General features: G+C 46.4%; 23 protein-coding genes. 21 read left to right on the forward strand and 2 right to left on the reverse strand.

Annotated elements, in window-relative coordinates; translation table 11 throughout:
- The first annotated feature begins 50 nt into the window (after positions 1-50).
- From BMZ72_RS36895 to BMZ72_RS02145, 6 genes are all read left to right on the forward strand, one after another.
- The gene (locus BMZ72_RS36895; RefSeq protein ID WP_255373078.1) at positions 51-920 is read left to right on the forward strand and encodes a helix-turn-helix domain-containing protein; all 870 of its coding nucleotides are present in this window, start codon (positions 51-53) and stop codon (positions 918-920) included.
- 13 nt (positions 921-933) lie between these two features.
- Positions 934-1,371 (forward strand): hypothetical protein, encoded by a 438-nt coding sequence (locus BMZ72_RS02125; protein WP_089804781.1) that lies wholly within the window; start codon positions 934-936, stop codon positions 1,369-1,371.
- Positions 1,372-1,703: 332 nt separating this feature from the next.
- Positions 1,704-3,053, forward strand: coding sequence for a TolC family protein (locus BMZ72_RS02130; protein ID WP_089804783.1), 1,350 nt, complete (start codon positions 1,704-1,706; stop codon positions 3,051-3,053).
- Positions 3,054-3,069: 16 nt separating this feature from the next.
- On the forward strand, positions 3,070-4,329 hold the full coding sequence (locus tag BMZ72_RS02135) for an efflux RND transporter periplasmic adaptor subunit (RefSeq protein ID WP_089804785.1): 1,260 nt from the start codon (positions 3,070-3,072) through the stop codon (positions 4,327-4,329).
- A complete protein-coding gene (locus tag BMZ72_RS02140; protein WP_089804788.1) occupies positions 4,326-5,075 on the forward strand; it encodes an ABC transporter ATP-binding protein in 750 nt (249 codons plus the stop codon). The genes BMZ72_RS02135 and BMZ72_RS02140 overlap by 4 nt, the downstream gene beginning before the upstream one ends.
- Before the next feature lie 2 nt (positions 5,076-5,077).
- Positions 5,078-6,298, forward strand: coding sequence for an ABC transporter permease (locus BMZ72_RS02145; RefSeq protein WP_089804791.1), 1,221 nt, complete (start codon positions 5,078-5,080; stop codon positions 6,296-6,298).
- 318 nt (positions 6,299-6,616) lie between these two features.
- Here BMZ72_RS02145 and BMZ72_RS02150 read toward each other — a convergent pair whose 3' ends face one another.
- Together BMZ72_RS02150 and BMZ72_RS02155 are read right to left on the reverse strand one after the other, a co-directional pair.
- Complete coding sequence (locus tag BMZ72_RS02150; RefSeq protein WP_255373079.1) at positions 6,617-7,195, reverse strand: HD domain-containing protein; 579 nt, start codon at positions 7,193-7,195, stop codon at positions 6,617-6,619.
- Positions 7,171-7,509, reverse strand: a complete 339-nt coding sequence (locus BMZ72_RS02155; protein ID WP_089804793.1) for a four-helix bundle copper-binding protein — start codon at positions 7,507-7,509, stop codon at positions 7,171-7,173. The genes BMZ72_RS02150 and BMZ72_RS02155 overlap by 25 nt, the downstream gene beginning before the upstream one ends.
- 121 nt (positions 7,510-7,630) lie before the next feature.
- Here BMZ72_RS02155 and BMZ72_RS02160 point away from each other — a divergent pair, with 121 nt between their 5' ends.
- The 15 genes from BMZ72_RS02160 to BMZ72_RS02230 all read left to right on the forward strand — a co-directional run bounded on the left by BMZ72_RS02160 (position 7,631) and on the right by BMZ72_RS02230 (position 26,858).
- On the forward strand, positions 7,631-8,524 hold the full coding sequence (locus tag BMZ72_RS02160; RefSeq protein ID WP_089804796.1) for an SAM hydrolase/SAM-dependent halogenase family protein: 894 nt from the start codon (positions 7,631-7,633) through the stop codon (positions 8,522-8,524).
- A 51-nt stretch (positions 8,525-8,575) separates the two neighbouring features.
- On the forward strand, positions 8,576-10,786 hold the full coding sequence (locus tag BMZ72_RS02165; protein WP_089804798.1) for a helix-turn-helix domain-containing protein: 2,211 nt from the start codon (positions 8,576-8,578) through the stop codon (positions 10,784-10,786).
- Positions 10,787-11,063: 277 nt separating this feature from the next.
- Positions 11,064-12,350 carry an MgtC/SapB family protein gene (locus BMZ72_RS02170; protein WP_089804800.1) on the forward strand — a complete coding sequence of 429 codons (1,287 nt, stop codon included), beginning with the start codon at positions 11,064-11,066 and terminating at the stop codon, positions 12,348-12,350.
- A 131-nt stretch (positions 12,351-12,481) separates the two neighbouring features.
- A complete protein-coding gene (locus tag BMZ72_RS02175; RefSeq protein ID WP_089804802.1) occupies positions 12,482-13,156 on the forward strand; it encodes a response regulator transcription factor in 675 nt (224 codons plus the stop codon).
- On the forward strand, positions 13,153-14,433 hold the full coding sequence (locus BMZ72_RS02180) for a sensor histidine kinase (protein ID WP_089804804.1): 1,281 nt from the start codon (positions 13,153-13,155) through the stop codon (positions 14,431-14,433). Before BMZ72_RS02175 ends, BMZ72_RS02180 begins: the two co-directional genes overlap by 4 nt.
- A gap of 107 nt (positions 14,434-14,540) precedes the next feature.
- The gene (locus BMZ72_RS02185; protein WP_143087567.1) at positions 14,541-15,335 is read left to right on the forward strand and encodes an HAEPLYID family protein; all 795 of its coding nucleotides are present in this window, start codon (positions 14,541-14,543) and stop codon (positions 15,333-15,335) included.
- Positions 15,336-15,420: 85 nt separating this feature from the next.
- Positions 15,421-15,867 (forward strand): PepSY domain-containing protein, encoded by a 447-nt coding sequence (locus BMZ72_RS02190; protein WP_089804808.1) that lies wholly within the window; start codon positions 15,421-15,423, stop codon positions 15,865-15,867.
- Between the two features lie 124 nt (positions 15,868-15,991).
- A complete protein-coding gene (locus tag BMZ72_RS02195) occupies positions 15,992-17,017 on the forward strand; it encodes an LLM class flavin-dependent oxidoreductase (RefSeq protein WP_089804810.1) in 1,026 nt (341 codons plus the stop codon).
- A gap of 96 nt (positions 17,018-17,113) precedes the next feature.
- The gene (locus BMZ72_RS02200) at positions 17,114-19,093 is read left to right on the forward strand and encodes a sensor histidine kinase (protein WP_089804813.1); all 1,980 of its coding nucleotides are present in this window, start codon (positions 17,114-17,116) and stop codon (positions 19,091-19,093) included.
- Positions 19,094-19,137: 44 nt separating this feature from the next.
- Positions 19,138-19,758: a hypothetical protein gene (locus BMZ72_RS02205; protein WP_089804815.1), complete on the forward strand. Its 621-nt coding sequence runs from the start codon at positions 19,138-19,140 to the stop codon at positions 19,756-19,758.
- A gap of 154 nt (positions 19,759-19,912) precedes the next feature.
- Positions 19,913-20,965, forward strand: coding sequence for an L-rhamnose/proton symporter RhaT (rhaT, locus tag BMZ72_RS02210; RefSeq protein ID WP_089804817.1), 1,053 nt, complete (start codon positions 19,913-19,915; stop codon positions 20,963-20,965).
- Positions 20,966-21,004: 39 nt separating this feature from the next.
- A complete protein-coding gene (locus BMZ72_RS02215; RefSeq protein ID WP_089804819.1) occupies positions 21,005-23,128 on the forward strand; it encodes a bifunctional aldolase/short-chain dehydrogenase in 2,124 nt (707 codons plus the stop codon).
- A gap of 149 nt (positions 23,129-23,277) precedes the next feature.
- A complete protein-coding gene (locus tag BMZ72_RS02220) occupies positions 23,278-24,552 on the forward strand; it encodes a sugar isomerase (protein WP_089804821.1) in 1,275 nt (424 codons plus the stop codon).
- Between the two features lie 177 nt (positions 24,553-24,729).
- Positions 24,730-26,112 (forward strand): FGGY-family carbohydrate kinase, encoded by a 1,383-nt coding sequence (locus BMZ72_RS02225; RefSeq protein ID WP_089804823.1) that lies wholly within the window; start codon positions 24,730-24,732, stop codon positions 26,110-26,112.
- Positions 26,113-26,117: 5 nt separating this feature from the next.
- Positions 26,118-26,858: a (Fe-S)-binding protein gene (locus tag BMZ72_RS02230; protein WP_089804825.1), complete on the forward strand. Its 741-nt coding sequence runs from the start codon at positions 26,118-26,120 to the stop codon at positions 26,856-26,858.
- Positions 26,859-26,860: the final 2 nt, after the last annotated feature.

A 26,860-nucleotide genomic window follows, 5' to 3' on the forward strand; every position in this document is an offset into this window, starting at 1 on the left:
TTAACTTAAAGGTGAAGTTTTTAAACGGTAAAATAAGACCGGTAATGACAATGAATAAGATTACTTATTATTCATTTCATATTGATGGAGATGACCTGTGTGAAGTAGAGAAGTTTGTGACCACATTTAATGAACCGGCATACGGAGAGGACTATCATAATATCATGTCTGTTATCAGGGAGATGGGCATGAACAGAGGTGCGGAAGCAAAATACTTCCGGCACGAAAAAGCTGCAGAGGCATTACCGCCGCCCTATACATCAGGAGATGTAAGGCTTTATTGCAGCAGGATCACCAGAGACATCGTTATTCTTGGAAATGGTTGTGTAAAGATCACACAGAAGGTACAGCAAAGTAAAGATTGTCTGTTTCATTTTGAGTTAGTGAATGCTTTAAGCACCCAGATCACACAGCGTATTGTTTCCGGAGATCTCAAAATCGTTAACAAACAGTTTGAAGGTAATTACATTTTAAAATTGGAGATTGTTATGAGTAAAATTTTCGAAGATGCAATGAATGCAGTGCCTGCGTATGGGCAGGAAAGAGCTGCTATGAGCCTTGATGTTGTTGATCGTATCGAGGCGATACTGGAAATGAAAGGTATGTCGCACCGGGAGCTGGCGGCGGCATTGGGCAAGTCAGAGTCAGAGATCAGCAAATGGATGAGAGGGACACATAACTTTACGTTCGATACGATCGCAAAGATCAATCTGGCGCTCGGCGTAAAAGTTATTGAGATCCCTAAAAGCGGCCGTAAAAGGACGGTGATGGGACGCTTACATCCTGATAATGCGGTGGTGGTGCCACTGAGCAGCATCGCACCAAAGCGGGATATACAGGAGGTGAAAGTAAGTAACCCCCTGTATAAAATTCCGGAAGGGCAGATGTTGTCCCTGCCTTTTGTATTGAAGAAGTATTAATATCTGTAAACTTATGTCTGTATTCAGCACTACACTGGAATCCCTTTCGATCATTACCTACAAAGCATATAATCCTGTTGAGGAGAAGGAACATTATAGCGGTGAACTGAGAGTTGCTGCTGTGATAAGGTACCAGGCGGCTGTTAAGAAAATAGCTGTGGTAATAAAGGCGGAAGGTTATATCAGAACCGGAAAAGGTACGCAGATGCTCCCGGTGGGTTATATTGAAACCCAGACGGTGTTTTTGGTGGAAGCAGGACCGGGGAAGACAAAGACGGCTGAGAAGCCAGCAGTAATTACACCGGAACTGGAGAATTACCTGATTGGTATTGCCTATAATAATACACGGGGATTGTTATATGAAAGGGGAAGGAATGATCTGATGGGGGCGATTGTTCTGCCGCTTGTCGCACCGGAAAAGATCTTACGGGAAGTAGTGCAGGATGCATGATATAGGTTAGCTGATGCCGGTGTATTGAACATTGTACGCGCAGTATTTATAGAACGCTGTTATTCGTTGTTTTTATCTGGTATAGATAGCGGTGCAGACGACCGACGCTTGTTCTCCTCAATATGTAGGTCTCTTTCGGGGACGTTTACACAATATACAGCTTCGTTGTTTGTTAGTCTGTCTTCAACTATTTCCGGTATTCTGCTGTTATATGCCTTGTATAGGGTATAACCGGACACTCATGGATTTTAAGCCATCTTTAAGCCGCTTATGCCCGCTGTGGCACGCTTTTTAGGCCTTATCTGAGACCGGACTACCGGAAATGCAAGTATATGTTCAGCAATTATATACATCGGTTCCTCTTTTGGATATTGATTTTCAGAATAGTTCCTACATATGCACAGGACACCACCGCTTCACAGGTGAAATTACCTGAGAAATGGGACTTGCAGGCTTGTCTGGACTACGCAAAGATCAATAATATTACATTAAACAGTTACCGGCTGAACCGCCTTAGCAGTCAGCAGGACCTGGAGCTGTCTAAAGCCGCTGTGCTACCCAATCTTTCTGCCAGTGCATCCCCTTCGTTGATACAGAGTAAGACGATCGATCCGGTTACCGGTGACCTGAAATCGGGTGTGCGGTTTTCAGGTAGTAGTTCGCTGAATTCATCAGTGATATTGTATAATGGAGGATATCTGAAGACGGATATCCAGCAGAAAGACCTGCTGGTAAAGATTGCAGGGCTGGATGTGGCAACTGTTGAAAATGATATTACCCTGCAGATCACACAGGCTTATCTCAATATTCTGCTGGCTAAAGAGAATATCGTGTATGTCAGGGACGTGGTGGCTACCTCCAGCGCACAGGTACAGCAACAGCAACAGTTTTATGATGTAGGAGCAGTCGCACTGAAAGATCTTGTTCAGTTACAGGCGCAGCTGGCCAATGATAAATATACACTTGTCACAGCTGAAAATACACACCGGCAAAATTTGCTGGTGCTGAAACAACTGTTACAGTTACCGACGGTTACGCCTTTTGAGATCGTGGAACCGGATACATTGATGGGGAATGCCTTGCTGACGCCATTACTTGACGCCCAGCAGACAGCACTGGATACACGACCTGAAGTGAAAAGCAGCGAACTGGGTGTGCAGGTGGCTACATTAGATGTCAGGAAGGCGCGGGCAGGATACCTGCCGGCATTGACTGCAGGAGCCGGATTAGGGACCAGTTATGCGCATAATGACAACTACTCTTTTCTACGACAGCTGGATAACAACTTTTATCAGCAGGTAGGACTGACCTTGTCGGTACCTATTTTCAGCCGCCGTGCAAACAGGGTGAATGAGGAAAAAGCAAAAATAGGCGTGGGACAGGCCGAACTGACGTTACAGAATACACGTACCAATCTGTCACAGGAAGTGGAACGTGCATACATCAATGTGCAGAATGCACAGGGACAGTATGATGCAGCCGTTGAACAGTTGCGCTATACGCAGGAGGCATACCGGATTGCCAATGAACAGCTGAAAATAGGTGCAGCGAATACCGTGGAAGTGCTGCAACAGAAAAATCTCTATGTCCAGTCCATGCAATCATACATTCAGGCCAAATACGCAGCAGCGCTGTATATCAGGATATATGATTTCTACAGGGGCGTGCCAGTCCATTTATAGTATAAAATAATAAGGAATGAAGAGAAAGATCGTCATTACAATAATAGTACTGTTGGCCGCACTTGCCATCTGGTACTTCTTTTTCCGCAAAAAAGAAAGTCAGGTGGTGATCAGTACACAAAAACCAGGATATGGTCATATATCCACCAGCGTGACTGCCACGGGGACCGTACAACCTGTGGATACGGTTGCTGTGGGTACACAGGTCTCCGGTATTCTTAAATATATCTACACGGATTTTAATCAGCCGGTAAAAAAAGGACAGTTGCTGGCAGAACTGGATAAGGTATTGCTTCAGGCAGAGGTAGACCGGAATAAAGGCACGCTGGCGAATGCACAAAGTCAGCTGATATACCAGCAGGCACAATATAAAAGGCAGGATCAGTTATATAAGGTAGGCGCCATCAGCAGGGCAGATTATGACAACGCAACCTATCTGAATAAGGCGGCCCAGGCCAGTGTGGAAAGTGCTGCGGCCTCTTTGCGGACAGCAGAAAGGAACCTGTTTTTTACAGAGATCTATTCTCCTATAGATGGCGTGGTGCTGAACAGAAGTGTGAGTGTTGGTCAGACGGTGGCCGCGAGCTTTAATACACCTACCTTATTCGTGCTGGCAAAAGATATTACCAAAATGCAGGTGCAGGCCAGTGTGGATGAAGCAGATATTGGCAACGTGCGGGATAGCCAGCGGGTGTCTTTTACGGTAGATGCCTATCTGGATGAAGAATTTGCCGGAAAGGTGCAGGAGATCCGTTTACGTCCGTCAGTGTCGGCGAACGTAGTGACCTATACCACCATGATCAGCGCCTCTAATGAAAGTATGAAACTGAAGCCGGGTATGACGGCGACAGTGACGATCTATACGTCTGAGAAAGATAATGTAATGCTGATTCCTTCAAAGGCATTGATGTTTAAGCCGGATTCTGCTTTGTCAGGGCAGTTTAAAGTGATCGCTGTAGCACCGGCAGCAACAGAGCGCAGGAAAAGCGCAACACCGGTAACAGGGGGGAACAGAGATACGATCAGAAGGAATATGCCTGGGTCGGAGAAGAAACTGGGAGAGGCAGCTAACTATGTATGGGTGCGGCAGGGAGATACCCTGTTGCAAAAGAAGGTAGTAATAGGATTGAATGATAATACCCATGCGGAGGTGATTGCTGGTTTATCGCCCGACGAAGACGTGATTACCGGTATGCAGGAATTGAGCGGTAAAAAAGGCACGGCTGGAAGCGGGGGACAAGCCAGTCCTTTCATGCCTCAAAGAAGAAGACGATGAGTAAAAAGATACTGGAAATACAAAATATCAAACGGGAGTTCCGGATGGGCACGGAGGTGGTTCGTGCGCTTAAAGGCGTATCTTTTGATGTTTTCGCCGGGGAGTTTGTAACCATCATGGGGAGTAGCGGATCTGGTAAGACCACGCTGCTGAATATACTGGGCTGCCTGGATAAACCGACTGACGGAAATTATCTGCTGGACGGTGTGAATATTGGCCAGCTGTCCAGGAATGATCTGGCTACATTGCGGAACAGGAAGATCGGGTTTGTATTTCAGGCATATAACCTGCTCCCCCGTACTTCGGCACTGGAGAATGTAGAACTGCCATTGCTGTACAACATGGAGATCACACATGAACAACGCCGGCAGAAGGCGATTCATTCCCTGGAAGCTGTAAAGCTGGGAGAACGTCTGGGACATACACCCAATCAGTTATCAGGTGGTCAGCAACAACGTGTGGCCATTGCCCGTGCACTGGTAAATGAACCCGTGATGATCCTGGCGGATGAGGCAACGGGTAACCTCGATACACGTACTTCCTATGAAATCATGGCTTTGATGCAGGAGCTTAACAGGGAACAGGGGAAAACGATCGTATTCGTAACGCATGAACCGGATATCGCTGCTTTCAGCAGCCGTACAGTAATGTTACGCGACGGCAAAGTGGTAAAAGATACTGTCAACGAAAATATACGCTCGGCAAAAGACGCGCTGGCGTCATTACCACCAGCGGATGATTATTGATTATGAATATTCTTAACCTGATACGGATTGCTTTAAAGGCGCTGCAGCGGAATAAGCTGAGGGCATTTCTGACCATGCTCGGTATTATTATCGGTGTGGCGGCGGTGATCGCAATGGTAGCTATCGGACAAGGCTCAAAGGAAAGTATACAATCGCAATTATCCAGTATGGGGTCAAATATGATCACCATACTGCCGGCAAGTAATGTGACAGGGGGCGCCAGACTGGAAGGGGCGAGTGTGCAGACACTGACCATAGAAGATGTAAAGGCGATTCAGAAACAGGCACTTAATATCAGTGCGATTTCACCTGCTGCCAATTCCAGCGGACAATCCATCAACGGCGCCTTTAACTGGCCCACCAGTATACAGGGCGTTGCGCCGGGATATCTGGATATCAGGAAATGGAGTCTGCAGGATGGGGTGCCATTTACAGATGAAGATGTGAGGGCGTCCGCGAAGGTTTGTCTGCTGGGGCAGACTGTTGTCAGTAACCTCTTTCCTAATGGAGACAATCCTGTAGGGAAAATTATCCGTTTCAATAATATTCCCTTCCAGGTGATTGGTATATTGGCTGCCAAAGGACAGAGTTCTTTCGGTCAGGACCAGGATGATGTGATATTAGCGCCTTATACTACAGTGCAGAAACGTATCCTGGCTACTATCTATTTCAGGACACTATATGTCTCCGCAGTAAGTGAGGCCGCGACAGATGCTGCGACAAAAGAAATTGAGACCATCCTGCGAAAATCTCACCGTCTGAGGGATGCGGATGAAAACGACTTTCAGGTGAGGACCATGGCAGAACTGATCAATACACTGAGTTCTACCAGTAATCTGCTGACAATTCTGCTGACTGCTATCGCCGGTATATCCCTGGTGATTGGCGGGATCGGTATCATGAACATTATGTATGTGTCGGTAACAGAACGTACCCGGGAAATCGGTTTGCGCATGTCTATTGGCGCACGAGGGATAGATATACTGATGCAGTTCCTGATAGAAGCGATCATGATCAGTATTACCGGTGGGCTGATCGGCGTTGTACTGGGTATTACTTCTGCGTGGTTGATCACCTATTTCTTGCATTGGCCAACGTTGGTGTCTGAATCTTCGATTATATTATCTTTTATGGTATGTGCGCTGACAGGTGTCTTTTTTGGATATTATCCTGCGCAGAAAGCCTCCCGGCTGGATCCGATAGAGGCGTTACGATATGAATAGATCGTATTTGTTATTGTAGCCTGTTCGTCAGGTAGACATACGTTGGCAATACCTGGTCAGGCATGCCTGTAACTCAGTTTAGCTGACTATTTACGGCTACCATAGCGCTGGATTTGTCCTTGCATTGCAGGCCACAGTTGATGGAGTTAATGCCAGGTGGTTTGCAGAATGGAGAGCTGACATTTTGAGCTATTGCAGATAGGGCGCACTTAAGCCTTATCTATCGCTATTATAGCTAAGAATTCGATTCTTCATCGCTGGCAGATGTCTGATATAAACTATACGCAAAGGTTAACCTGTAGCGAACCTTGTTAACTACTAATGTTTATCTGCTGCAGACAGGTGCTTATTGACAATATCCATGGCACGCTGCCGTAGTTCAGGGTTTCCTTTTTCCATTACATTCAGCAGTTGCCGACATTCATGCAGAAAGGTCGGAATGAAATCAGCATCGGCACTGGCAATGTCATTGGCATTATCGACGATATCAGCATACTTTATTGTCTGACCTGCCGCGCTGATCTGGCCGAGGCGCTTAGCTTCCATTTGTTTGCGTTTGCGTCTGTTCCAATGCGGGTAATCTTTCTTTGAATAGATGTCTGTCAGCTCGACGGTCAGGGTGAGTGCACGATCTGCGTCTGCGGAAGACAGGGTCTTGTGCAGCCAGTCTGATAATTCTTCCTTCGTAACGGCAGTATCTTCCAGTACGTCATGCAACAGGGCTGCTGACAATACCGGAAGATCTGGGATGTATGCCCTGCATATTTCCATCACTCTTACAGGATGGTTGATATACGGTTCGTCGGCAAATTTACGCCTTTGGCTGCCGTGCGCCTGTCCGGCGAAGTCTTTTATCTGGGTAAGTTGGTCCATCAGGATACGAGTAATTTTCTGCATGCCTCGGCGCATTGTTTACAGCTTTCAGCACATTCCTGGCAATGTTTGTTGCTGTGCTGACTGCATTCTGCGGCGCATGCTTCGCAAATATCGGCACAAATTGAACAAATTTGTACTGCATTTGCGCTTCCCAGGCTCATTAACTGTGCGGTAGCGTAACAAATAGCGGCACATTCCATATCCAGCTGGATACAGCGGGCCATCATGGTGACGTCTTTTTCGTCTGTACAGGAAGAGGCGCAGTGATTACAGATGGCTGCACAACGGAGGCAGATCTCGATACAGTCCTTGTAGAAGTGATAACCGTTTTTCATTTTGAGTATTTATTGGTGGTGAAGAAATCTAAAGCGTTCTTTCTTAATCACTTCAAATACCATACAAATCTGAGCAGGCATGCTCAGCCAATATTGTGGCAGAATTTGCTAATTTGCGCCGATGAAACATACTTTTCTTTTCCATTGTTTGATTATTATCTGCTGCTCCTGCTTTGCGCAAAAGCGCGCACTGGTCTTTCAGACGGACTTCGGACTGAAGGATGGGGCTGTCGCCGAAATGAAAGGAGTGGTGTACAGTCTGTCACCTGATATTCCAATGTTCGATCTCACACATGAAATACCTGCCTATAACATCTGGGAGGCGGCTTATCGTCTGCAACAGACCGCACCTTACTGGCCGGCGGGAACGGTGTTTGTTTCCGTGGTGGACCCTGGTGTGGGTTCAGACAGACGCTCTGTTGTACTCAAGACGAAAACCGGCCATTTCTTTGTCACCCCTGATAACGGCACGCTGACCCTGGTGGCAAAACAGCTGGGAATTGCGGAAATCAGGCAGATTGACGAGGCGGTCAACCGCCGGAAAAACTCAGGGGCTTCCTATACTTTCCATGGAAGGGATGTATATGCTTTCACAGCAGGTAAACTGGCTGCCGGTAAGATCAGCTTTGAGCAGGTAGGACCTAAACTGGCAGACTCGGTCGTAACGATTTCTTTTCAGCAGCCTGTGTATGCGGATGGTGCTGTAAAGGGGAATATCCCGGTACTGGATGTGCAGTATGGCAATATCTGGACAAACATAGATCAGCAGACCTTTGCAAAAATGCAGGTAAAACCGGGTGATCTGCTGAAGGTGGTCATCTACAAGGGGAGTGAACAGATTTATAACGGTACAATGCCGCTGGCTAACACCTTTGCTGCTGTGCCTGAGGGCGAACAGCTTTTATACCTCAATAGCCTGCTAAATGTGTCATTTGCAGTGAATATGGGTGACTTTGCGGCGCGCCATCAGGTAAAGAGTGGTCCGGATTGGACAGTGGTGATTAGTCGTCCATAGAGAATTTTACTTATTTTTGTCGCTTAGCTTTTTTAATCTTACAAATTTCAGATGCCACAACCGGATACTACAAATACGATGTTTCATCTGGCGGCAGACTTTATCAATCATACCAACCGCCACATATTTCTGACAGGTAAAGCCGGAACGGGTAAAACTACCTTCCTGAAATACATTCGGGAGCATACTGCTAAAAATACTGTAGTAGTAGCGCCGACAGGCGTTGCCGCGATCAATGCAGGAGGTGTGACCATGCACTCGTTTTTCCAGTTGCCATTTGGTCCTTATGTGCCCGCGAATGCACATCTTTTTGGTGTGAACAACGGGGTGACTGATACACATGCGCTTTTCCGTAACATCCGATTTAACCATGATAAAAAAGAGCTCCTGAGAGAGATGGAGCTGCTGATTATAGACGAGGTCAGCATGGTGCGTGCCGATACACTGGACGCTATTGATGCTATTCTCCGTCATTTCCGGGGACAACCGCTGCTGCCTTTCGGAGGTGTGCAGGTATTGTATATCGGAGACCTCTATCAACTGCCACCGGTAATGCCGGATGATCAATGGCAGTTCCTGAAAGATCATTATGAGAGCGTATTCTTCTTTCATGCCAGGGTGATGCGGCAGTCAGCGCCGCTGTTCATCGAACTGAACAAGATCTACCGGCAGAATGAAGCAACTTTCATCAATCTGCTCAATGGTGTACGTAACAGTACACTGGACTGGGATGACCTGGAAATATTGAATCAGCGTTATCTGCCTCATTTTACCGGCGATGACGAACAGTATATCGTACTGACAACGCATAACCGTCGCGCAGATGAGATCAATAATGCCCGTCTGGCCGCTATGCCCGGACAGATGCATACATTCACGGGTGAGATCAGTGGAGATTTCAGCGATAAGGCGTTGCCTACCGATATGGACCTGCGTATTAAGCTGGGCGCACAGGTCATGTTTATCAAAAATGACGTGGCAGAGCCCCGCAGGTATTTTAACGGTAAACTGGGTACGGTGATAGATATTCTATCAGACGATAAGGTAGTCGTGAAACTGGCAGGTGGCGAGGACACGCTCGTGCTTGAAAAAGAGACCTGGCGGAATATTCGTTATTCCTGGAACAAGACAGAAGAAACCGTCGACGAGGAAGAACTGGGTAGTTTCAAACAATACCCTATCCGGCTTGCCTGGGCGATCACGATCCATAAAAGTCAGGGCCTGACCTTTGAAAAAGCTATTATAGATGCAGGTAATGCCTTTGCCCCCGGACAGGTTTATGTGGCATTGAGCCGCTGTACTTCCCTGGACGGACTGGTATTACACTCGCGTATTCACCCTGGTGCGATCCGTACGGATCAGCAGGTACAGGAGTTCTCTTCCGGTTTCCATAAGGAAGATGAACTGGAACTGCTGCTGGATAGCGAGAAAATGGTTTTCTGGGCAGAACAGCTGCTGAAGTTATTCGGAGCGGAAAAGATCCTGACGGAACTGCAACAACATGCTGCCTGGTTGAGAGACAAGAAAATGAACGGTATGGAAAGCGCGGTGACACTGAGCCGTGGTTTGCAGCAGCGGGGTGCTCAGTTGCACGAAGTAGGACTAAAATTCAGGCAACAACTGGATCCCCTGCTGAAAGATGTGTTATTGAATGGGAATACATCCCTGTTGAAAGAGCGTGTAGGGAAGGCAGTGGCATACTTTACAAATGAAATATACGAAGGGTTCATACAGCCGATCAGAAGGGAAAGAGACCTGGTGAAGAGTATTGCCAAAGTGAAAAAATATGTGCTGCAATTATCAGGACTGGAACATTTCCTCTGGAACAGGTTACAGCTTTTTGCTGACGCAAGTTACGGGAACCTGAAATTCAATGAAGGGTTGCCAGACTATGGCACACTGCGTGCGCCAGCTAATGAGGAGAAGGCTAAGGAAAAGGAGAAAGCGGGCAAGAAACGTGAGGCCGGAGGCAGCCGGAGAGGCACCCTTGAATTGTACCTCGCCGGTAAATCACTGGCAGAGATCTCTGCAGAACGTGGTTTGGCACTGAGTACGGTAGAGAGTCATCTTGCGGATTGTGTTGCTAATGACGAATTACAGGTGAACCGCTTTGTAGGTGATAAAAAACTGGCCATGATATTGCCGCTTGTGAAGGAGCTGGGTGTGACTGCTTCAGGGCCGATTAAGGCACGATTGGGAGAAGACGTGACCTGGGCAGAGATAAGGGCCGTGCAGGCACATTGGAGGAGAGCGATGGAATAGTGTGCAGGTGATGAGGGCTTTATTCGGTATGGTTCGTAAAGGATGTTACCTGGATGGTAATAAGGACGGTACAGGCACGTAGGAGGATGGCTATGGAATAATATGCGCTGATGATGGTACTATCAGTTTCGGTGTGGATATGATGTTGTGCGGGTAAAGACAGGTGCTATATGCAGGCACATTATCTGTATCTGGTGTATCAGGGTGCAGAGCACATTCATGCCAGATTGATTATATTCAGGGGACAAATGTATTGTTAACTTAAATAGATGTAGCGTTGAATGATCAGGTAGAGCATTTTGATGTTTTGTCCATTGCAATGAAGATTGCAGTCGCCGTGGGTATAGGTATGCTGATTGGCCTTGAAAGAAACTGGTCGCATAAAGAGGCCGGTATCCGGACATTTTCTATCGTTTCACTGACGGGCATGTTATGCATGCAGATAGATACCAGTCTGGTTGTAGCAGGACTTGCCGCAGTATGTCTGCTGATCATTATATCTAACCTGAAGAGTTTCCTGACAGACAGAAGTTCGGAAATGACCACTTCTGCGGCGCTGATCGCGTGTTATATACTTGGAGTGCTGATTGGCAAGGGGCACATATTTACGCCGGTGGCGGCGGCAATTGTGATCACCATGCTGCTCGCCTGGAAATCAGAATTAAGGAAGTTTGCCGGCGGATTACAGCCTTCAGAGATAAGAAGTGCCATCCTGCTTGGGTTGATTGGTTTTGTTATATATCCATTGTTGCCTGACCGCTATATTGACCGCTGGGAGATTGTCAATCTAAGTGATGCCTGGGTCAGTATTATAGCAATTGCGGGTATCGGCTTTCTCAATTACATTTTCCTGAAATTATTCAGTTCGAAGGGGCTGTATCTTGGCGCTGTTTTCGGAGGACTGGTCAACAGTACCGCTACGATAGCGGAGATGACTACGAGAGTGGAGGAATCAGGTACTCCCTCAAGGATCACGATTTTGTCAAGTATCATCAATATTTCCATGTTTACAAGGAATATGATACTGGCGGCCATTTTTGTGCCATTATCCCTGACCGCGACCTTACTGCCCCTCCTGGCAATGTCCTGTGTGGCCGGTTTCTGGATCTGGCGCGATCTGAAGCAGGAGGCAGCCTATGGAGAAGTGGAGCAGGAGCTTCAATTAACCTCTCCAATATCGGTAAAGAAAATCCTATCATTTGGCCTGTTATTTTTAATTATTCAGATAGGGGGCACCTTGTTAACCCGCATGCTGGGAGAGGGTGGCCTGCTGGCGACTGGTTTTCTGGGAGGGCTGGTCAGCAGTGCCAGTACCACAGCCGCAGCGGCGACCATGGCGTCTCATGGACAGATCTCACCTGCATTGGCTGGTAGTACAGCCATCCTTTCATCGATGGCCAGCGCATTGGTAGACTTTCCGATAGTATGGAAGAATATCAGGGATAAGCGCCTGGTAAAGGCATTTAGTCTGAAGCTGACAAGTGTGCTCGTCGTGGGGTTTGCCGCAGTAGCGCTTGATCATATTTTCAGGATATCAGAAGCCCTGATCAATGCAATAAAGTAAACATTTCTCCTATCCCGTAATGGTTTACAGCTATCAATTCCAGTTTCTTTCCAGATTTGGGCCTGAACTTTGCTGCCTGGACTATTTTATGAAATTCCATCAATAGACAAGACTAAAAACGTTCCCGGGTAATGAATATACTGCTGATAGAAGATGAAACGGATTTACAGGAAGTAGTGAAAGATTCGCTTGCAAAGGAGGGATTCCTGGTGGAAACTGCTGATACCTTTCAGGAAGGATTGAAAAAGATCAGTTTTTACGACTATGACTGCGTGTTACTGGATATCACGTTGCCAGGCGGTGATGGGCTGCAGATACTGGAACACCTTAAGAATATAGGTAAGTCAGAGAATGTGATCATCATATCAGCAAAAGATTCAGTAGATGATAAGATCAGGGGTTTGAACCTCGGGGCAGATGATTATCTGACTAAACCTTTTCATATTGCAGAACTCAATGCACGGGTTAAATCGGTCTTGCGCAGAAAGACATTTGAAGGAAAGAATATCCTCGAATGCGCAAATATAAAGGTGGATCTCAATGAGTTTATGGCGCATGTGAATGATATACCCATGACGCTGAACAGAAAGGAGTTTGATATCCTGGTGTATCTCATGGCAAACCGGAATCGTCTGATCAGCAAATCTTCCCTTGCAGAGAAGGTATGGGGAGACTATATGGACGATGCTGATGATTTTGAATTTCTCTATTCCCAGATAAAAAACTTACGAAAGAAACTGAAGGACAGCGGCGCAGAAGTTAAAATTAGCGCGATGTATGGGATGGGGTATAAGCTGGAAGCATGAAACTGCACAATTATACACTGAAATATCTGGCAATAGCACTGCTATCGATTATTGTTTTGTGGGGAGTGCTGTTTTATCTGCATATCAGGCAGGAAATAGGGGAGAGCCTGGACCGGAATCTCAGTAATTATAAACTTGATTTTATTGAATCTGCACAAAAGGATGCTGCTGTATTAACACGTTTATCAGTATCGGGTAACTTCTTTCAGGTACAGGAGATCGGAGAAGAAGAAGCGCTGAAGATCCGCGACAGATATGAGGACAACACAATTGAACAGGACGGGGAAACGATTGCTGCCCGGAGATTAAGCTCCGCTTTTGAACTGAATGGCCATTATTACAGGCTTGAAGTGACTACTTCAACTTTAGAGGAAGATACCCTGATCAAAAATATCCTTTATGGTATTATTCTTTTGTATCTGGCACTCTTACTGAGTGTGCTGTTTATCAATAACTTACTGTTAAGGAAAGTCTGGCGGCCATTTTATGCCATTATCCGCCAGATTGAAAAGTTCCAGTTAGGGAAGAATACCCGTATTACAACAACGCCCACAAAGATTTCAGAGTTTGCATCACTGAACGAGACCATTGAATCACTGGTAGCAAGAGCAGAAGATGCTTTCTCTGGTCAGCGCCAGTTCGTGGAGAATGCATCTCATGAACTACAAACACCCCTGGCGATCAGCTTAAACAGACTGGAACTACTACTGGAAAATGAACCTCTTTCCCCTGAAGGTGCGACCGCTGTCTCACAGGTGATGAAAGGACTGGAACGGCTTTCCCGTCTGAATAAGACTTTACTCTTACTGACCCGGATAGAAAATAACCAGTATTTAGACACGACGGTGGTGAACTTCAATAAACTGATCGCCTCTCTGATACATGAATTTGAAGACCTGGCAGGGCATAAGAGTGTGCAGGTTCAGTTTACAGAAAATAATCCCTCGCTGCAGTTATCTATGAATGAAGATCTTGCAGGGATATTGATAGTAAATCTCCTGAAAAATGCGATTGTACATAACGTTGAACAGGGGAAAGTCATAGTTGCCACCTATGCTGACAGACTCGAGATTGCGAATACAGGTGCACAGGAGCCGCTGGATGTAAAAAGAGTTTTTGACCGCTTTTATAAGAACTCAGCGAATAAGCAATCCACGGGATTGGGATTGGCTATCGTAAAGGCGATTGCCAATCAGTATGGACTGAATGCTGTATATAGCTATAGAGATGGCCTGCACGTTATTTCTCTTTTGTTTCCCAAGAAATCAGATCATTAGCTGTGAACAATCTATTCATAACAGGATAGATCGTCCTGAAGTCTTTTGTTATTCCCGGATTCTTCCGGTTTCGGGTCCTAATCTTGTCGTAGAAAAAAATGTCTGCGATGATGAAAAGAACGATACTATTTCAGTTATTGATCATGTATGCAATCAATGTTAACGCCCAGTCCTCAGTGAGGCAGAATATTAAGCACGTCGAACCATTGCAGGTAGATCTGATACAGGATCTGAATGCCCGTAAGGGTGACAGACAGCTGGAGATTGATCTTGATATTGATCTGCAACATCGCTATAATGCAGTGAGTATCGAGTTGGAATATGAGCATACCTTTTCACAGAGACTGGGAATGGAGCTAGCGATGCCACTCAGTTTATATGGTCTGAAATCAGGTTATAATACAGCGGCGGATATTCCTCACAACAGGATAGAGGGGCTAAAACTGGGGCTGCAATATACCTTTTCCACTATACAGCAGATCAGGACAACCATGGCGCTTGCGCTGATCCACGAAAGTCATTTTCATTCTTTTACATCAATGAAAAAGGGTAGTCGCCTGATGAAAGGTTATTCCGAAACTGCGGCTTTTGTTGCTGCCAAACGCTTGGGCAGACGTATACATACAATGTTGTATACAGGACCGGAATGGGAAATAATGCCTGGTGCATCCCGTAAGCCCGTTTTACATAGCGATATCAGTATTCACTGGCAGGTGGCAAAGCGTCAGTATGTAGGCCTTGAATACGTCTATAAAAGCGGAAAAGAAACAGTACCTGAGATCTATCCACAACTAAAAATGGCACTCACCAGGCATATGGATCTTTGTCTGGCGGCAGCTATTCCAGCAAAAAAAACACACGAAGGGATTAATATTCAGGGAAGTCTGGAGATAAAATTGTAGCGAATTCCAGATTCTTTCCGGTTTCAGGTTGCAACTTTGTTTTATCAATAAACATTGTCACTGAAATACCAATAAAACGCAAAGCATGAAAAACAGATTATTAGTAATAGGCGCAGCAATGCTGACTTTTAGCACAGTATCGGTATCCGCTCAGAAGCTGTCGTCGAAAGAGGTGCCTTCGGTTATACTGAACAATTTTCAGACAAAGTTCCGTAATGCAGAAGATGTGGAATGGAAGTTAAAGAACGGATATTATAAAGTAGAGTTTGAAGTAGCGCACCGTGATTATGAGATCAAATATGATACAAAAGGGGCGATGCTGTCCTACGAAGAGGAAATGGATACTGCTGCTGTTCCTCAGCCGGTACGTGCAGCAGCAATGTCCAAACACCCCGGAACGGTATTAACAGAAGCGAAAAAGATCGAGACGGGCGCTGTAACCTATAAGATTGAGGTGAAGAATAACGCCGGTGACGAATGGGACCTGGTAATCGACCCTGCCGGTAAAATTATCTCTGATAAGCGTGACTAGCGGGAACAACAGCTGTCCCGTTCCCTGGTTCCTGCCCCTTCTTTTAGGTTAAAACTGCCAATTCTACCTTTTCTTTCACAATTCTTTCGTAATTTTGGAACAATCATTCTAAAAAGACGAATTCATGGCCGAAAGCAAATTAAGAATCAGTGTATTGGATCAATCGCCCATCAGAAGGGGCAGCAATGCAGTGGAAGCATTACAGGAAAGCATCAGGCTGGCCCAGATGGCAGACCGTCTGGGTTTTACCCGTTACTGGCTTTCAGAACATCATAATACCCGCTCTCTCGCAGGTGCATCACCTGAAATATTAATCGCCAGACTGGCGGCAGCTACTAAACATATTCGCCTGGGATCAGGAGGAGTGATGTTGCCGAACCATAGTACGCTTAAGGTGGCGGAGAATTTCCGTCTGCTGGAGGCTTTATATCCGGGACGTATCGATCTGGGGATCGGCCGTGCACCAGGAGGAGACCGTCTGACGGCGCATGTACTGAATCCCTCCAATACCTTTGAACCGAGAGATTTCGTACAACAGATAAATGACCTCGAGGGATATTTATCTGATTCCAGGGAAGCAGGTACGATTCACGAGAAAGTGATAGCTATTCCAACTATTGAAACAGCCCCCGAACTGTGGATGCTGACATCCAGCGGAGAAAGTGGTTTGCTGGCTGCAAGACAGGGCTGGGCGTTGTCTTTTGCGCATTTTATTTATCCGGTAGGTGGCCCGCAGGCTGTCAGAAACTATAGAGAACGATTTAAAGCATCTCAGTTTTTACAGGAACCGGCCGCGAGTGTAGGCATCTTTGTTTTCTGTGCAGATACACAGGAAAAAGCGGATGAACTACAGGCAATGATGGATTACCGTTTGCTGAGTTTCGAGAAAGGCAGGTTTGACGAGTTCCCATCTTATGAAGAAGTAAGAGACTATGAATACAGCGATATGGAGTGGCAGCGTGTAATGGCTAACAGAGGACGTATGATTGCCGGTACACCGGACCAGGTGAAGGAACGTATGTTGAAACTGGCGGCTGATTATGATGTGAACGAGATTGTAGCCGCAACCATGGCGGAGCATGCGGAAGATCGTTTCCGTTCGTATGAGCTACTGGCAGAGATTTTTGAGCTGCAGCCAAGAAACATTTAATAAAATATCCCCTGACATTTACGTAGTATTGGCAGATATTACCGATTATTGTTCCTTTACAGGAAGAGCAAATTAAATTCGTCTGTTTATACTGCAATGGAACAAAAAGATAAGGGAGTAGATCCGGTTACGTACCGGGGTGAATATCAGGAATGGATGCGCTTTGCGTTACAGTCTGCCGGGCTCGGTACCTGGGACATGGATCCTATCAATAAGCACGTAATATGGGATGAGCGTTGCAGAGAACTGTATGGATTTCCAGAAGGTAATGTGACGTCATTTGATAACGTAATGGCCTATATCCATCCGGAAGATAAAGAGCTGGTAGAGAATGCCGTTAACCGTGCGCTTTCTGACGAACAGGGAGGCCGGTATGATATGGAGTTCCGTACGATTGGCGCTGTAGATCATAAGTTACGCTGGTTACGATGTATCGGACAGGCCTATTTCAATGAAAGCGGCATCGCCTTTCGTTTTGCTGGTACTGCGCAGGATATTACGAAACAGCGTAAAAGCAGGGAAAGACAGGCAATGTTGTTTTCCCTGGTAGAAAGTAGTTCTGATTGTATGGCCGCTTCTGATATGGATGGCGGCCTGTTTTATATGAACGCGTCCGGCAGGAAATTGCTGGGCATTCCCATGGAACTGGATATTTCTCAGCTGGAGGAAAAAGAGCTGTATAATGCTGAAAACTATCAGTCTTTCTGCAATGATGTACTTCCTGGATTGAAAAATGGCCGGAAATGGACCGGAACACTCTATCTCAAACATTATCTTACTAAAGAAATCATCCCTTTTCACGCGGATTATACCGCTATCAGAGACCCGAGGAACAATAGTATTATTGGTCGCGGGGCTTCTTTGCGTGATCTCCGGCCCGAACTGGAAGCCAAGAAAGAGCAACAGAAATTACTCGCCTTACTGGAAAATAGCCGTGATTTTGTTAGTCTGTCTGATGAAGATGGACAGGTATCCTATGTCAATGCGGCTGGTCTGAGGCTTGTCGGACTGGATAGTTTACAGGAGGCAAAGATCCATAACAGCAATTACCTGATGCCGGAGGAGAAGGACCGGCTGAAGCAGGAGGTGAATGCGCAATTATTTAACCGGGGACAATGGTCAGGGGAAATATCCTATCGTCATTTCAAAACAGGGGAAATAATACCTGTACAGGCGACGACCATGCTTGTATATGATCCGGTAACGGGTGCTTCTCAGGGAAGGGCCAGTATCGCACGCGATCTGCGGGAAGAAAAGGCGCTGCGGCAGCAGATGATCGATAATGAGCAGGAACTCGAAAGATTAGTGGAACTGCGAACAGACGAGCTGAAAAAAGCTAATATCGATCTGAATATCGTAAACCAGAACCTGGAACAATTTGCTTATGTGGCCAGTCATGACTTACAGGAGCCACTCCGTAAGATCAATATGTTCTCCGCGCTGTTACAGGATAAATATGCCAATGAGCTGAATGAAACGGGCGTACGTAATCTGGGTATTATCCGGAATGCGGCTACCCGTATGACCACATTGATACAGGACCTGCTGGCCTTCTCCAGGGTATCCCGTCAGGATCATCTTTTTGAAAAAGTCGACCTGCGGCAGATACTTGAACAGGTAATAGCAGATGTGGAGGTTACTGTACAGCAGAAAGGAGCCAGGATTGAATACGACGGACTTTGTCCGGTGAAGGCTATTCCGCTGCATATGACCCAGTTATTCCAGAATCTGTTGAGTAATGCCCTGAAGTTCAGTAAAGTAGAGGAGCCACCGGTAATTGCTGTCACTTCCAGGATGATGGACCCTCAGGAAGTAGCGGCACATCCACAGCTACAAAACGGCACAACGTATTGTGAAATAAGGGTAAAGGACAATGGCATCGGTTTCGCCCCAACGTATGCACGCAAAATATTTGTCATTTTCCAGCGCCTGCATGGGAGAGGAGAATATGAGGGAAGCGGTATCGGGCTTGCGTTATGCCAGAAAATAGTGATCGCTCACCATGGTATTATCTACGCAGAATCAGCAGAAAAAGAGGGTGCTACCTTCATAGTTATTCTACCGGCGTACACTTGATTATATTTTTTTATATTTTTGCTGGAAATAACTGATCCTATCCTATGAGAAAATACTTCCTGCTGATTGCAGCTATAGTGCTGACGTTTGCTGCCTGTACAAAGGAATCCGGCGTGGGCGGTGGAACAAACAATCCGGGTGATTCAACATCTACACCTGGAAATGGATCCGGCTCCAATGGTGGTAGTGGTGGAAAGACTGCTGATAGTGTTGTAACCTTTACAGACCTGAAATTCTCCCTTACTCCTGGTAATGAAAGTTATGGTCGTGCGTTCTCTTCTTTCAAGGGCAAAGTTTTCCCGGATAAAGAGATCCCTGATACCATGGGAAAATACGTCGATATCTTTTTCAACAACTTTGGTGCGAACTATATGTTCTTCGCCAGCGCGAATGACGCCACTGTTGATCTGAAAATACCTGGTACACTGACTACGCTGGTGCGTAACTATGTACCAATAGATACCTTTGATGTGAATGCTTTCGATACGATCATGCACGCATCTACTCTCAAGAAGCTTACTGTAAAAACTGATGATCAGTCTTTTGCGACGGCCGACCTGCCACTGGTGGTATTCTTCCAGAACGGTTTTGGCAAGAAAGGTATCATTAAAGTGAAAGCAATGAGCACTGACTACGTAATTGCAGACGTTAAAGTAACGTACTGATATTAAGATATTTATGCAGAGAAAATAAAGGCTGTCCGCTGTTTGCGGATGGCCTTTTCTAATTTTAGCCCAGTAGGAGTGTGTAGGACAGTTGCCCCATGGTGTTTGTTTAAATTTGAAAGGTTCCACGAATAAAACAAACAATTCCACATTTATGCAAGCTATTTTAGGTGTATTCTTTCATTTTATCGGAGGTTTTGCCTCGGGCAGTTTTTATATCCCTTTTAAGAAAGTAAAGAACTGGTCCTGGGAAAGTTACTGGATCGTTGGTGGTTTCTTTTCCTGGCTGATCGTACCTTTTCTGGCTGCCTGGATCACTGTGCCGGACTTTCTGAGCATCATCAGCGCAACAGACGGTACAACACTTTTCTGGACTTATTTTATGGGCGTATTGTGGGGCATTGGTGGTCTGACTTTTGGTCTGGCGATGCGCTATCTGGGTATGTCTCTGGGTATGTCTGTAGCACTGGGATACACTTCGGCTTTTGGGGCACTCATCCCGCCTATATACAGGGATATTTTCACAAATGATACGGAACATACCTTTTCCAATATGATCCAGAGTCCCGGCGGACTACTGGTTTTATCCGGCGTAGCCGTATGTCTGATCGGTATCGCGATCTGTGGTGCTGCAGGGGTAATGAAGGAACGCGAGCTTTCTGATGAAGCAAAAAAACAAAGCATCCAGGAGTTTAATCTGCGTAAAGGACTGATCGTGGCTACGATATCAGGTGTCCTGAGCGCCTGTTTCAATTTTGGGATAGAGGCAGGTAAGCCAATGGCAGCTATCGCTGTAGAACAGGGCAGCAATCCGCTGTTTCAGAACAATGTCATTTTCGTCGTGTTATTGTGGGGTGGATTGACCACCAATCTGTTCTGGTGTATGATCCTCAATGTACGTAATAAGACTTTCGGCGATTATGTAAATAAAGACACGCCGCTGGCCGGCAACTACTTCTTTGCCGCCCTGGCAGGTACCACCTGGTTTTTCCAGTTTTTCTTCTATGGTATGGGTGAAAGCAAACTGGGAAATGGCGCCAGTTCCTGGATCTTACATATGGCCTTCATTATCATGATATCCAGCCTGTGGGGCATTACCCTGAAGGAGTGGAAAGGCGTAAGCCGTAAAACATTCGGCACAATACTGCTCGGCGTATTGACCATCTTTTTGTCTGTGATGCTGGTTGGATACGGTAACTCGATCTGACAGCAAGAGAATCATTGTAATTCATTTAAATAAGAATATATGTCGGTTTCTTCCTTAACAAATTTCAAACACGTAAGCTATCTCTGGGATGAGCAGAAGGCCGCAGCATTGGCGGGGGATGAAGTAGCATTGCTGATTTACCGTTCCAACCTGCTGGGAGCCGATTTGAGGCTGACAAACTATGGTGGTGGTAATACCTCCTGCAAAGTGATGGCCAAAGATCCGCTTACTGGTAAACAAACGGAAGTCATGTGGGTAAAAGGTTCCGGTGGAGACCTCGGAACGCTGAAACGCAGTGGTCTGGCTGCTTTATATGTCGACAGACTGCATAGCCTTGAAAACATCTACAGAGGTATTGAACATGAAGATGAGATGGTGGAACTGTTCAACCACTGCATCTTTGACCTGAGCTCTAAAGCACCTTCTATTGATACGCCATTACACGGTTTTCTGCCGTTCAAACATATAGATCACCTGCATCCTGATGCTGCTATTGCGATCGCTGCGGCAAAAGATGGTAAACGTATCACAGAAGAATTATTCGGTGGTACAATTGGCTGGGTACCCTGGCAGCGTCCTGGTTTTGATCTGGGGTTGCAACTGAGACAATGTCTGCAGGATAATCCTGGTATCAGAGGTATTATGCTGGGTTCACATGGGCTGTTCACCTGGGGGGATACTGCTTACGAAAGTTATATCAATACCCTGGAAGTGATTGAGCGTTGCGCAGCTTACCTGGAAGAACATTATGGCAAAAAAGGCCCTGTATTTGGCGGTGCGCGTATCAGTTCTCCAGAAGCAGAAGTGCGTAAGAAACAGGCTGCCGCCCTGGCGCCGGTGTTACGCGGACTCTGCTCCGGACATACACGTATGGTCGGACATTTTACCGATGATCCGCGGGTGCTGGAATTCATCAATTCAAAAGATCTCGACAGATTAGCACCACTGGGTACCAGTTGTCCGGATCACTTCCTGCGCACGAAGATTAGTCCGCTGGTATTGCCATTGGAACCCCAGGCTTCGCTGGAAGATGTAGCGGTACTCAAGCAACAGCTTGAACCACTGTTTGCTGCCTACAGAGATATGTATACCGACTATTACAATACCTGCCGTCATTCCAACAGTCCGGCTTTACGTGATCCCAATCCTGTGGTGATCCTCTATCCGGGCATTGGTATGTTTACGTTCTCTAAAGATAAACAGACCGCCAGGGTGGCTGCAGAGTTTTATACCAATGCGATCAATGTAATGAAAGGAGCAGAGGCGATCTCTGAATATACCGCTTTGCCAAGACAGGAAGCATTTGATATAGAATACTGGTTGCTGGAAGAAGCGAAATTACAGCGTATGCCAAAACCGAAAGCATTGTCTGGTCGTATCGCATTGATCACGGGTAGTGCAGGTGGTATCGGAAAGGCGATTGCAAAGCGTTTTGCTGATGAAGGCGCTTGTGTGATCATCAATGACAATGATGCGGGTCGTCTGCAATCTGCCAAAGAAGAATTTACCAAACAGTATGGCGCAGATGTATTTGCAACGGCTGTGCTGGACGTAACAAAAGCAGCTGACATACATGCTGCATATGAAGTGGCCAGTCTGGCATTTGGAGGTATTGATATGGTGGTGAATTGTGCTGGTCTGTCGATCTCCAAACCATTGGAAGCGCATACGGAAAAGGACTGGGATCTGCTGTATGATGTACTGGTAAAAGGTCAGTTCCTCGTAACACAGCAAGGCGTAGCCGTGATGCGCAAACAGGATCTGGGCGGAGATGTCATCAATATTGTTAGCAAAAATGCGCTGATGAGCGGTCCGAATAATGCAGGCTATGGTTCTGCGAAAGCTGCTCAGTTACACCTGAGCCGTCTGAATGCGGCAGAACTGGGTCAGGATGGTATCCGTGTAAATGTGATCAATCCGGACGCTGTTATTGCAGATAGTAAAATATGGGAAGGCGACTGGGCCGCTGGTCGTGCCAAAGCGTACGGTATTACGGTAGAAGAGCTGCCGGGTTACTATGCGAAACGTACCCTGCTGAACCAGGTGATCCTTCCTGAAGATATTGCCAGCGCCTGCTTTGCTGTTACCGGTGGTTTGCTCAGCAAATCAACCGGCAACGTGATCAATGTAGATGGCGGCGTAGCGGCAGCATTTGTACGATAATGTCATAAGTTCTTCAGTTACATTCCTTAACATTGAGACAACACATGCTTCTGGTTTCCACCAGAACGGCATGTGTTGCCGATGTGAGGAGATTTGCTGCCACTAACGAAAAACTTTTCCTAATTTACTCATGACCCAAACCACCCGTTATGAATATAGAAAAATTCCAGACCGCTGCTTTTAATGATTCCCATATACAGGCACATGAGCGCAATTTTGAGCATGTTGCTGCTAGTGTTCCAGACGTACAGGATGTGATTCAGAAATTGCAGGATTTCCAGGTAGCGATTCCCAGCTGGGCCCTGGGGACAGGTGGGACCCGCTTTGGCCGTTTCTCCGGAGGAGGAGAACCGGGTAATCTTGAAGAGAAAATCTCTGATATTGGCATATTACACGCGCTGAACAGAAGCAGTGGCGCTATTTCTTTGCATATTCCCTGGGATATTCCGGAGAATGCGGCTAACATCAAAGCCCTGGCGGCGCAATATGATATCCGTTTTGATGCGGTTAATTCCAATACCTTCCAGGACCAGGCAGATCAGGCGCATAGCTATAAATTTGGCTCCCTGCACCATGTAGATAAGGCTGTTCGCAAACAGGCAATAGAACATAACATCGAAGTGATCAGATACGGTGTGGAACTCGGGTCGAACGCGCTCAGTCTCTGGCTGGCAGACGGGTCCTGTTTTCCTGGTCAGCTGAATTTCAGGGGGGCATTCAAACGTACACTGGACAGTTTGCAGGAGATCTATGCAGCATTGCCGGATGCCTGGAAACTGTATATCGAATACAAGGCATTTGAACCTAATTTCTACTCCACCACCATCGGAGACTGGGGCCAATCCCTGCTTTTTGCCAATAAACTTGGGCCTAAGGCGTATACACTGGTTGATCTGGGGCATCATCTGCCTAATGCCAATATCGAGCAGATCGTCTCTTTATTGCTGATGGAAGGTAAACTAGCTGGTTTCCATTTTAATGATTCGAAATACGGTGATGATGACCTCACAGTTGGTAGCATCAATCCTTATCAGCTGTTCCTGATCTTCAATGAACTGGTGGAGGGAATGGATGCCCGTGGTATGAATCACGCGACTGACCTGGGTTGGATGATCGATGCCTCTCATAATGTGAAAGATCCGCTGGAGGACCTCCTGCAATCTGTTGAAGCTATTATGATCGCGTATGCCCAGTCATTGTTGGTAGATACAAAAGCATTACAGGCCGCACAGCAGAATAATGATGTGGTGGCTGCACAGGAAATATTACAGGCTGCTTACCGTACAGATGTTCGTCCATTGGTAGCGCAGGCGCGCCTGCAGGCAGGAGGTGTTTTACAGCCTGTTGCTTTCTATCGTGAGTATAAGATAAGAGAACAGCTCATTAAGGAAAGAGGACTGAAGACGGTTGCTACAGGACTTTAAATAAATTAAGAATTAGGAATTAACAATTAAGAATGATGCGTAATTGCCGGAACATTGGATGTAAGGCTGAAACAGCAATATCCAACATGCAAATAGATTAGTCCGTTTCCTGATTAAGTAAATTCCAGTTGCTAAGGCCAGTTCTTAATTATAAATTTTTAATTCTTAATTCTCCTCATGCGTTGTATTGCGATACTTGATATTGGTAAAACCAATAAGAAAGCCTTTCTTATAGATGAACACTACCGGATTGTCCGGGAGAGTGGCACCTGTTTCCCTGAAACAAAAGACGAAGACGGTGATCTTTGTGAAGACATTACGCTGCTGACCGACTGGGTAAAAGACAATCTCCATGAACTGGTTTCTTTACCGGAGTATACGGTGGTCGCAATCAATTTCAGTACTTATGGCGCCAGCATGGTCTACCTCGATGAGGAAGGGCATGTACTGGCGCCTCTTTATAACTACCTGAAGCCATTTCCGCAGGGAATGCAGGAAGCGCTTTGTGCGGAGAGTGGCGGACTTGATAAGGTATGCAGTGATACGGCTTCTCCGGCACTGGGTAGTCTGAATGCAGGATTACAGTTGTACCGTATCAAAAAGACAAGACCTGCGCTGTTTGATAAGATCAGGTATGCACTGCATCTGCCACAGTATATTAGTTTCCTTGTGACTGGACAGCCCCTGTCGGATATCACCAGTATTGGTTGCCATACGATGTTGTGGGACTTTTCCCGGCAGCACTATCATGAGTGGGTGCTGAAGGAGGGACTGGCGGAGAAGCTGGCGCCGGTATTTCCTGGTAACAGGGTATTACCTGCCACTATTAAAGAGCAGCATTATATGGCAGGTGTCGGACTGCATGACAGCTCTGCTGCACTGATCCCTTACTTATCCAGCTTTTCTGAGCCATTTGCCCTGATCTCGACAGGCACCTGGTGTATTACCCTTAATCCGTTCAATAATAGCCCCTTAACTCCCACCGAACTGGCATCAGACTGTCTTTGCTATCTCACCTATGAAAACCGCCCTGTAAAGGCCGCAAGACTGTTTGCCGGCAACGAACATGAGCAGCAGGTGAAAAGGCTGGCAGAATATTATCAGACACCGGTAAATTACTACCAGCAAGTCGTATTCGACCCCGCTATATTTGCTCAATTGCTCACGGTACCTCCGCAACACCAAATACCTGTACCTGGTACAGGCCTGTTGCAGTCTTCCCGCTTTGCAGAAAGGTCATTAACTGACTTTACCAGCTATGAGATCGCTTATCACCGTTTACTGATGGATATCATGGAACAGCAGCAGTTTTCTTCATCGCTGGTATTGGCAGACACACCGGTAAAACGGATTTTCGTGGACGGTGGTTTTAGCAGGAATACGGTATATATGCATCTGCTGGCAGCAGCATTCCCTCAGATGGAAGTGTATGCTGCCTCGGTAGCCCAGGCTACGGCAGTAGGAGCCGCTCTCGCTATCCACAGGCACTGGAATACGCAATCACTACCGGCTGACCTTGTAGAGATGAGACACTATAGCCACGGCTCGATTTATATTTGAACAAGATGAAAGTAGGACTATTCATACCATGTTACATCGACCAGTTTTATCCACAGGTAGGTATCGCCACGTTATCGCTACTGGAGAAACTGGGTTGTGAAGTGGTATACCCGCAGGGACAAACCTGCTGTGGTCAACCCATGGCCAATTCCGGATTCGAACACCTTACTTCCGGTTGTAATACACTTTTCGTAGACCATTTCCAGGACTTTGACTACATCGTTGGGCCTTCCGGAAGCTGCGTACTGCATATTAAAGACCATCTGCATGTACCGGAGCGGGAAGATAAAGCCACCCATATCCGCCAGCGCATTTATGAACTGGCAGAATTCCTGACGGATGTATTGAAGGTGGAAAGTCTGCAGGCCAGATTCCCTCACAAAGTAGGTATCCACCAGAGTTGTCACGGACAACGTGGTTTAGGACTCTCCCAGATGAGTGAACTGGTGGCGGAACCATTCTCCAAACCACAGCAGTTATTGCAGATGGTAGAAGGGCTGGAACTGGTAGAACTCAAACGTAAGGATGAATGCTGCGGATTTGGCGGTACTTTCTGTGTGTTTGAGGAGGCCGTTTCGGTAAAAATGGGAAAGGACCGTATTGCAGATCACGTCAACAATGGTGCTGAGTATATTACGGGAAATGATGTGAGTTGCCTGATGCACCTGGAAGGGATCTTACGCAGACAACAAAGCAATGTGAAGGTGCTGCATATGGCAGAAATATTAAATGCTAGTATAGACTAATC

It is taken from the genome of Chitinophaga sp. YR627 (genome assembly GCF_900114995.1).
GTDB lineage: Bacteria > Bacteroidota > Bacteroidia > Chitinophagales > Chitinophagaceae > Chitinophaga.

What these genes read in the sequence shown, in the direction of transcription:
- BMZ72_RS02165 (WP_089804798.1), top strand. Translation starts at nt 8,576, where the DNA reads ATGCCACAACCGGATACTACAAATACGATGTTTCATCTGGCGGCAGAC.
- BMZ72_RS02215 (WP_089804819.1), top strand. Translation starts at nt 21,005, where the DNA reads ATGTCGGTTTCTTCCTTAACAAATTTCAAACACGTAAGCTATCTCTGG.
- BMZ72_RS02230 (WP_089804825.1), top strand. Translation starts at nt 26,118, where the DNA reads ATGAAAGTAGGACTATTCATACCATGTTACATCGACCAGTTTTATCCA.
- BMZ72_RS02195 (WP_089804810.1), top strand. Translation starts at nt 15,992, where the DNA reads ATGGCCGAAAGCAAATTAAGAATCAGTGTATTGGATCAATCGCCCATC.
- BMZ72_RS02155 (WP_089804793.1), bottom strand. Translation starts at nt 7,509, where the DNA reads ATGAAAAACGGTTATCACTTCTACAAGGACTGTATCGAGATCTGCCTC.
- BMZ72_RS02190 (WP_089804808.1), top strand. Translation starts at nt 15,421, where the DNA reads ATGAAAAACAGATTATTAGTAATAGGCGCAGCAATGCTGACTTTTAGC.
- BMZ72_RS02220 (WP_089804821.1), top strand. Translation starts at nt 23,278, where the DNA reads ATGAATATAGAAAAATTCCAGACCGCTGCTTTTAATGATTCCCATATA.
- BMZ72_RS36895 (WP_255373078.1), top strand. Translation starts at nt 51, where the DNA reads ATGAATAAGATTACTTATTATTCATTTCATATTGATGGAGATGACCTG.
- BMZ72_RS02185 (WP_143087567.1), top strand. Translation starts at nt 14,541, where the DNA reads ATGATGAAAAGAACGATACTATTTCAGTTATTGATCATGTATGCAATC.
- BMZ72_RS02125 (WP_089804781.1), top strand. Translation starts at nt 934, where the DNA reads ATGTCTGTATTCAGCACTACACTGGAATCCCTTTCGATCATTACCTAC.
- BMZ72_RS02175 (WP_089804802.1), top strand. Translation starts at nt 12,482, where the DNA reads ATGAATATACTGCTGATAGAAGATGAAACGGATTTACAGGAAGTAGTG.
- BMZ72_RS02140 (WP_089804788.1), top strand. Translation starts at nt 4,326, where the DNA reads ATGAGTAAAAAGATACTGGAAATACAAAATATCAAACGGGAGTTCCGG.
- BMZ72_RS02130 (WP_089804783.1), top strand. Translation starts at nt 1,704, where the DNA reads ATGTTCAGCAATTATATACATCGGTTCCTCTTTTGGATATTGATTTTC.
- BMZ72_RS02205 (WP_089804815.1), top strand. Translation starts at nt 19,138, where the DNA reads ATGAGAAAATACTTCCTGCTGATTGCAGCTATAGTGCTGACGTTTGCT.
- BMZ72_RS02150 (WP_255373079.1), bottom strand. Translation starts at nt 7,195, where the DNA reads ATGCAGAAAATTACTCGTATCCTGATGGACCAACTTACCCAGATAAAA.
- BMZ72_RS02135 (WP_089804785.1), top strand. Translation starts at nt 3,070, where the DNA reads ATGAAGAGAAAGATCGTCATTACAATAATAGTACTGTTGGCCGCACTT.
- BMZ72_RS02180 (WP_089804804.1), top strand. Translation starts at nt 13,153, where the DNA reads ATGAAACTGCACAATTATACACTGAAATATCTGGCAATAGCACTGCTA.
- BMZ72_RS02225 (WP_089804823.1), top strand. Translation starts at nt 24,730, where the DNA reads ATGCGTTGTATTGCGATACTTGATATTGGTAAAACCAATAAGAAAGCC.
- BMZ72_RS02200 (WP_089804813.1), top strand. Translation starts at nt 17,114, where the DNA reads ATGGAACAAAAAGATAAGGGAGTAGATCCGGTTACGTACCGGGGTGAA.
- BMZ72_RS02145 (WP_089804791.1), top strand. Translation starts at nt 5,078, where the DNA reads ATGAATATTCTTAACCTGATACGGATTGCTTTAAAGGCGCTGCAGCGG.
- rhaT (WP_089804817.1), top strand. Translation starts at nt 19,913, where the DNA reads ATGCAAGCTATTTTAGGTGTATTCTTTCATTTTATCGGAGGTTTTGCC.
- BMZ72_RS02160 (WP_089804796.1), top strand. Translation starts at nt 7,631, where the DNA reads ATGAAACATACTTTTCTTTTCCATTGTTTGATTATTATCTGCTGCTCC.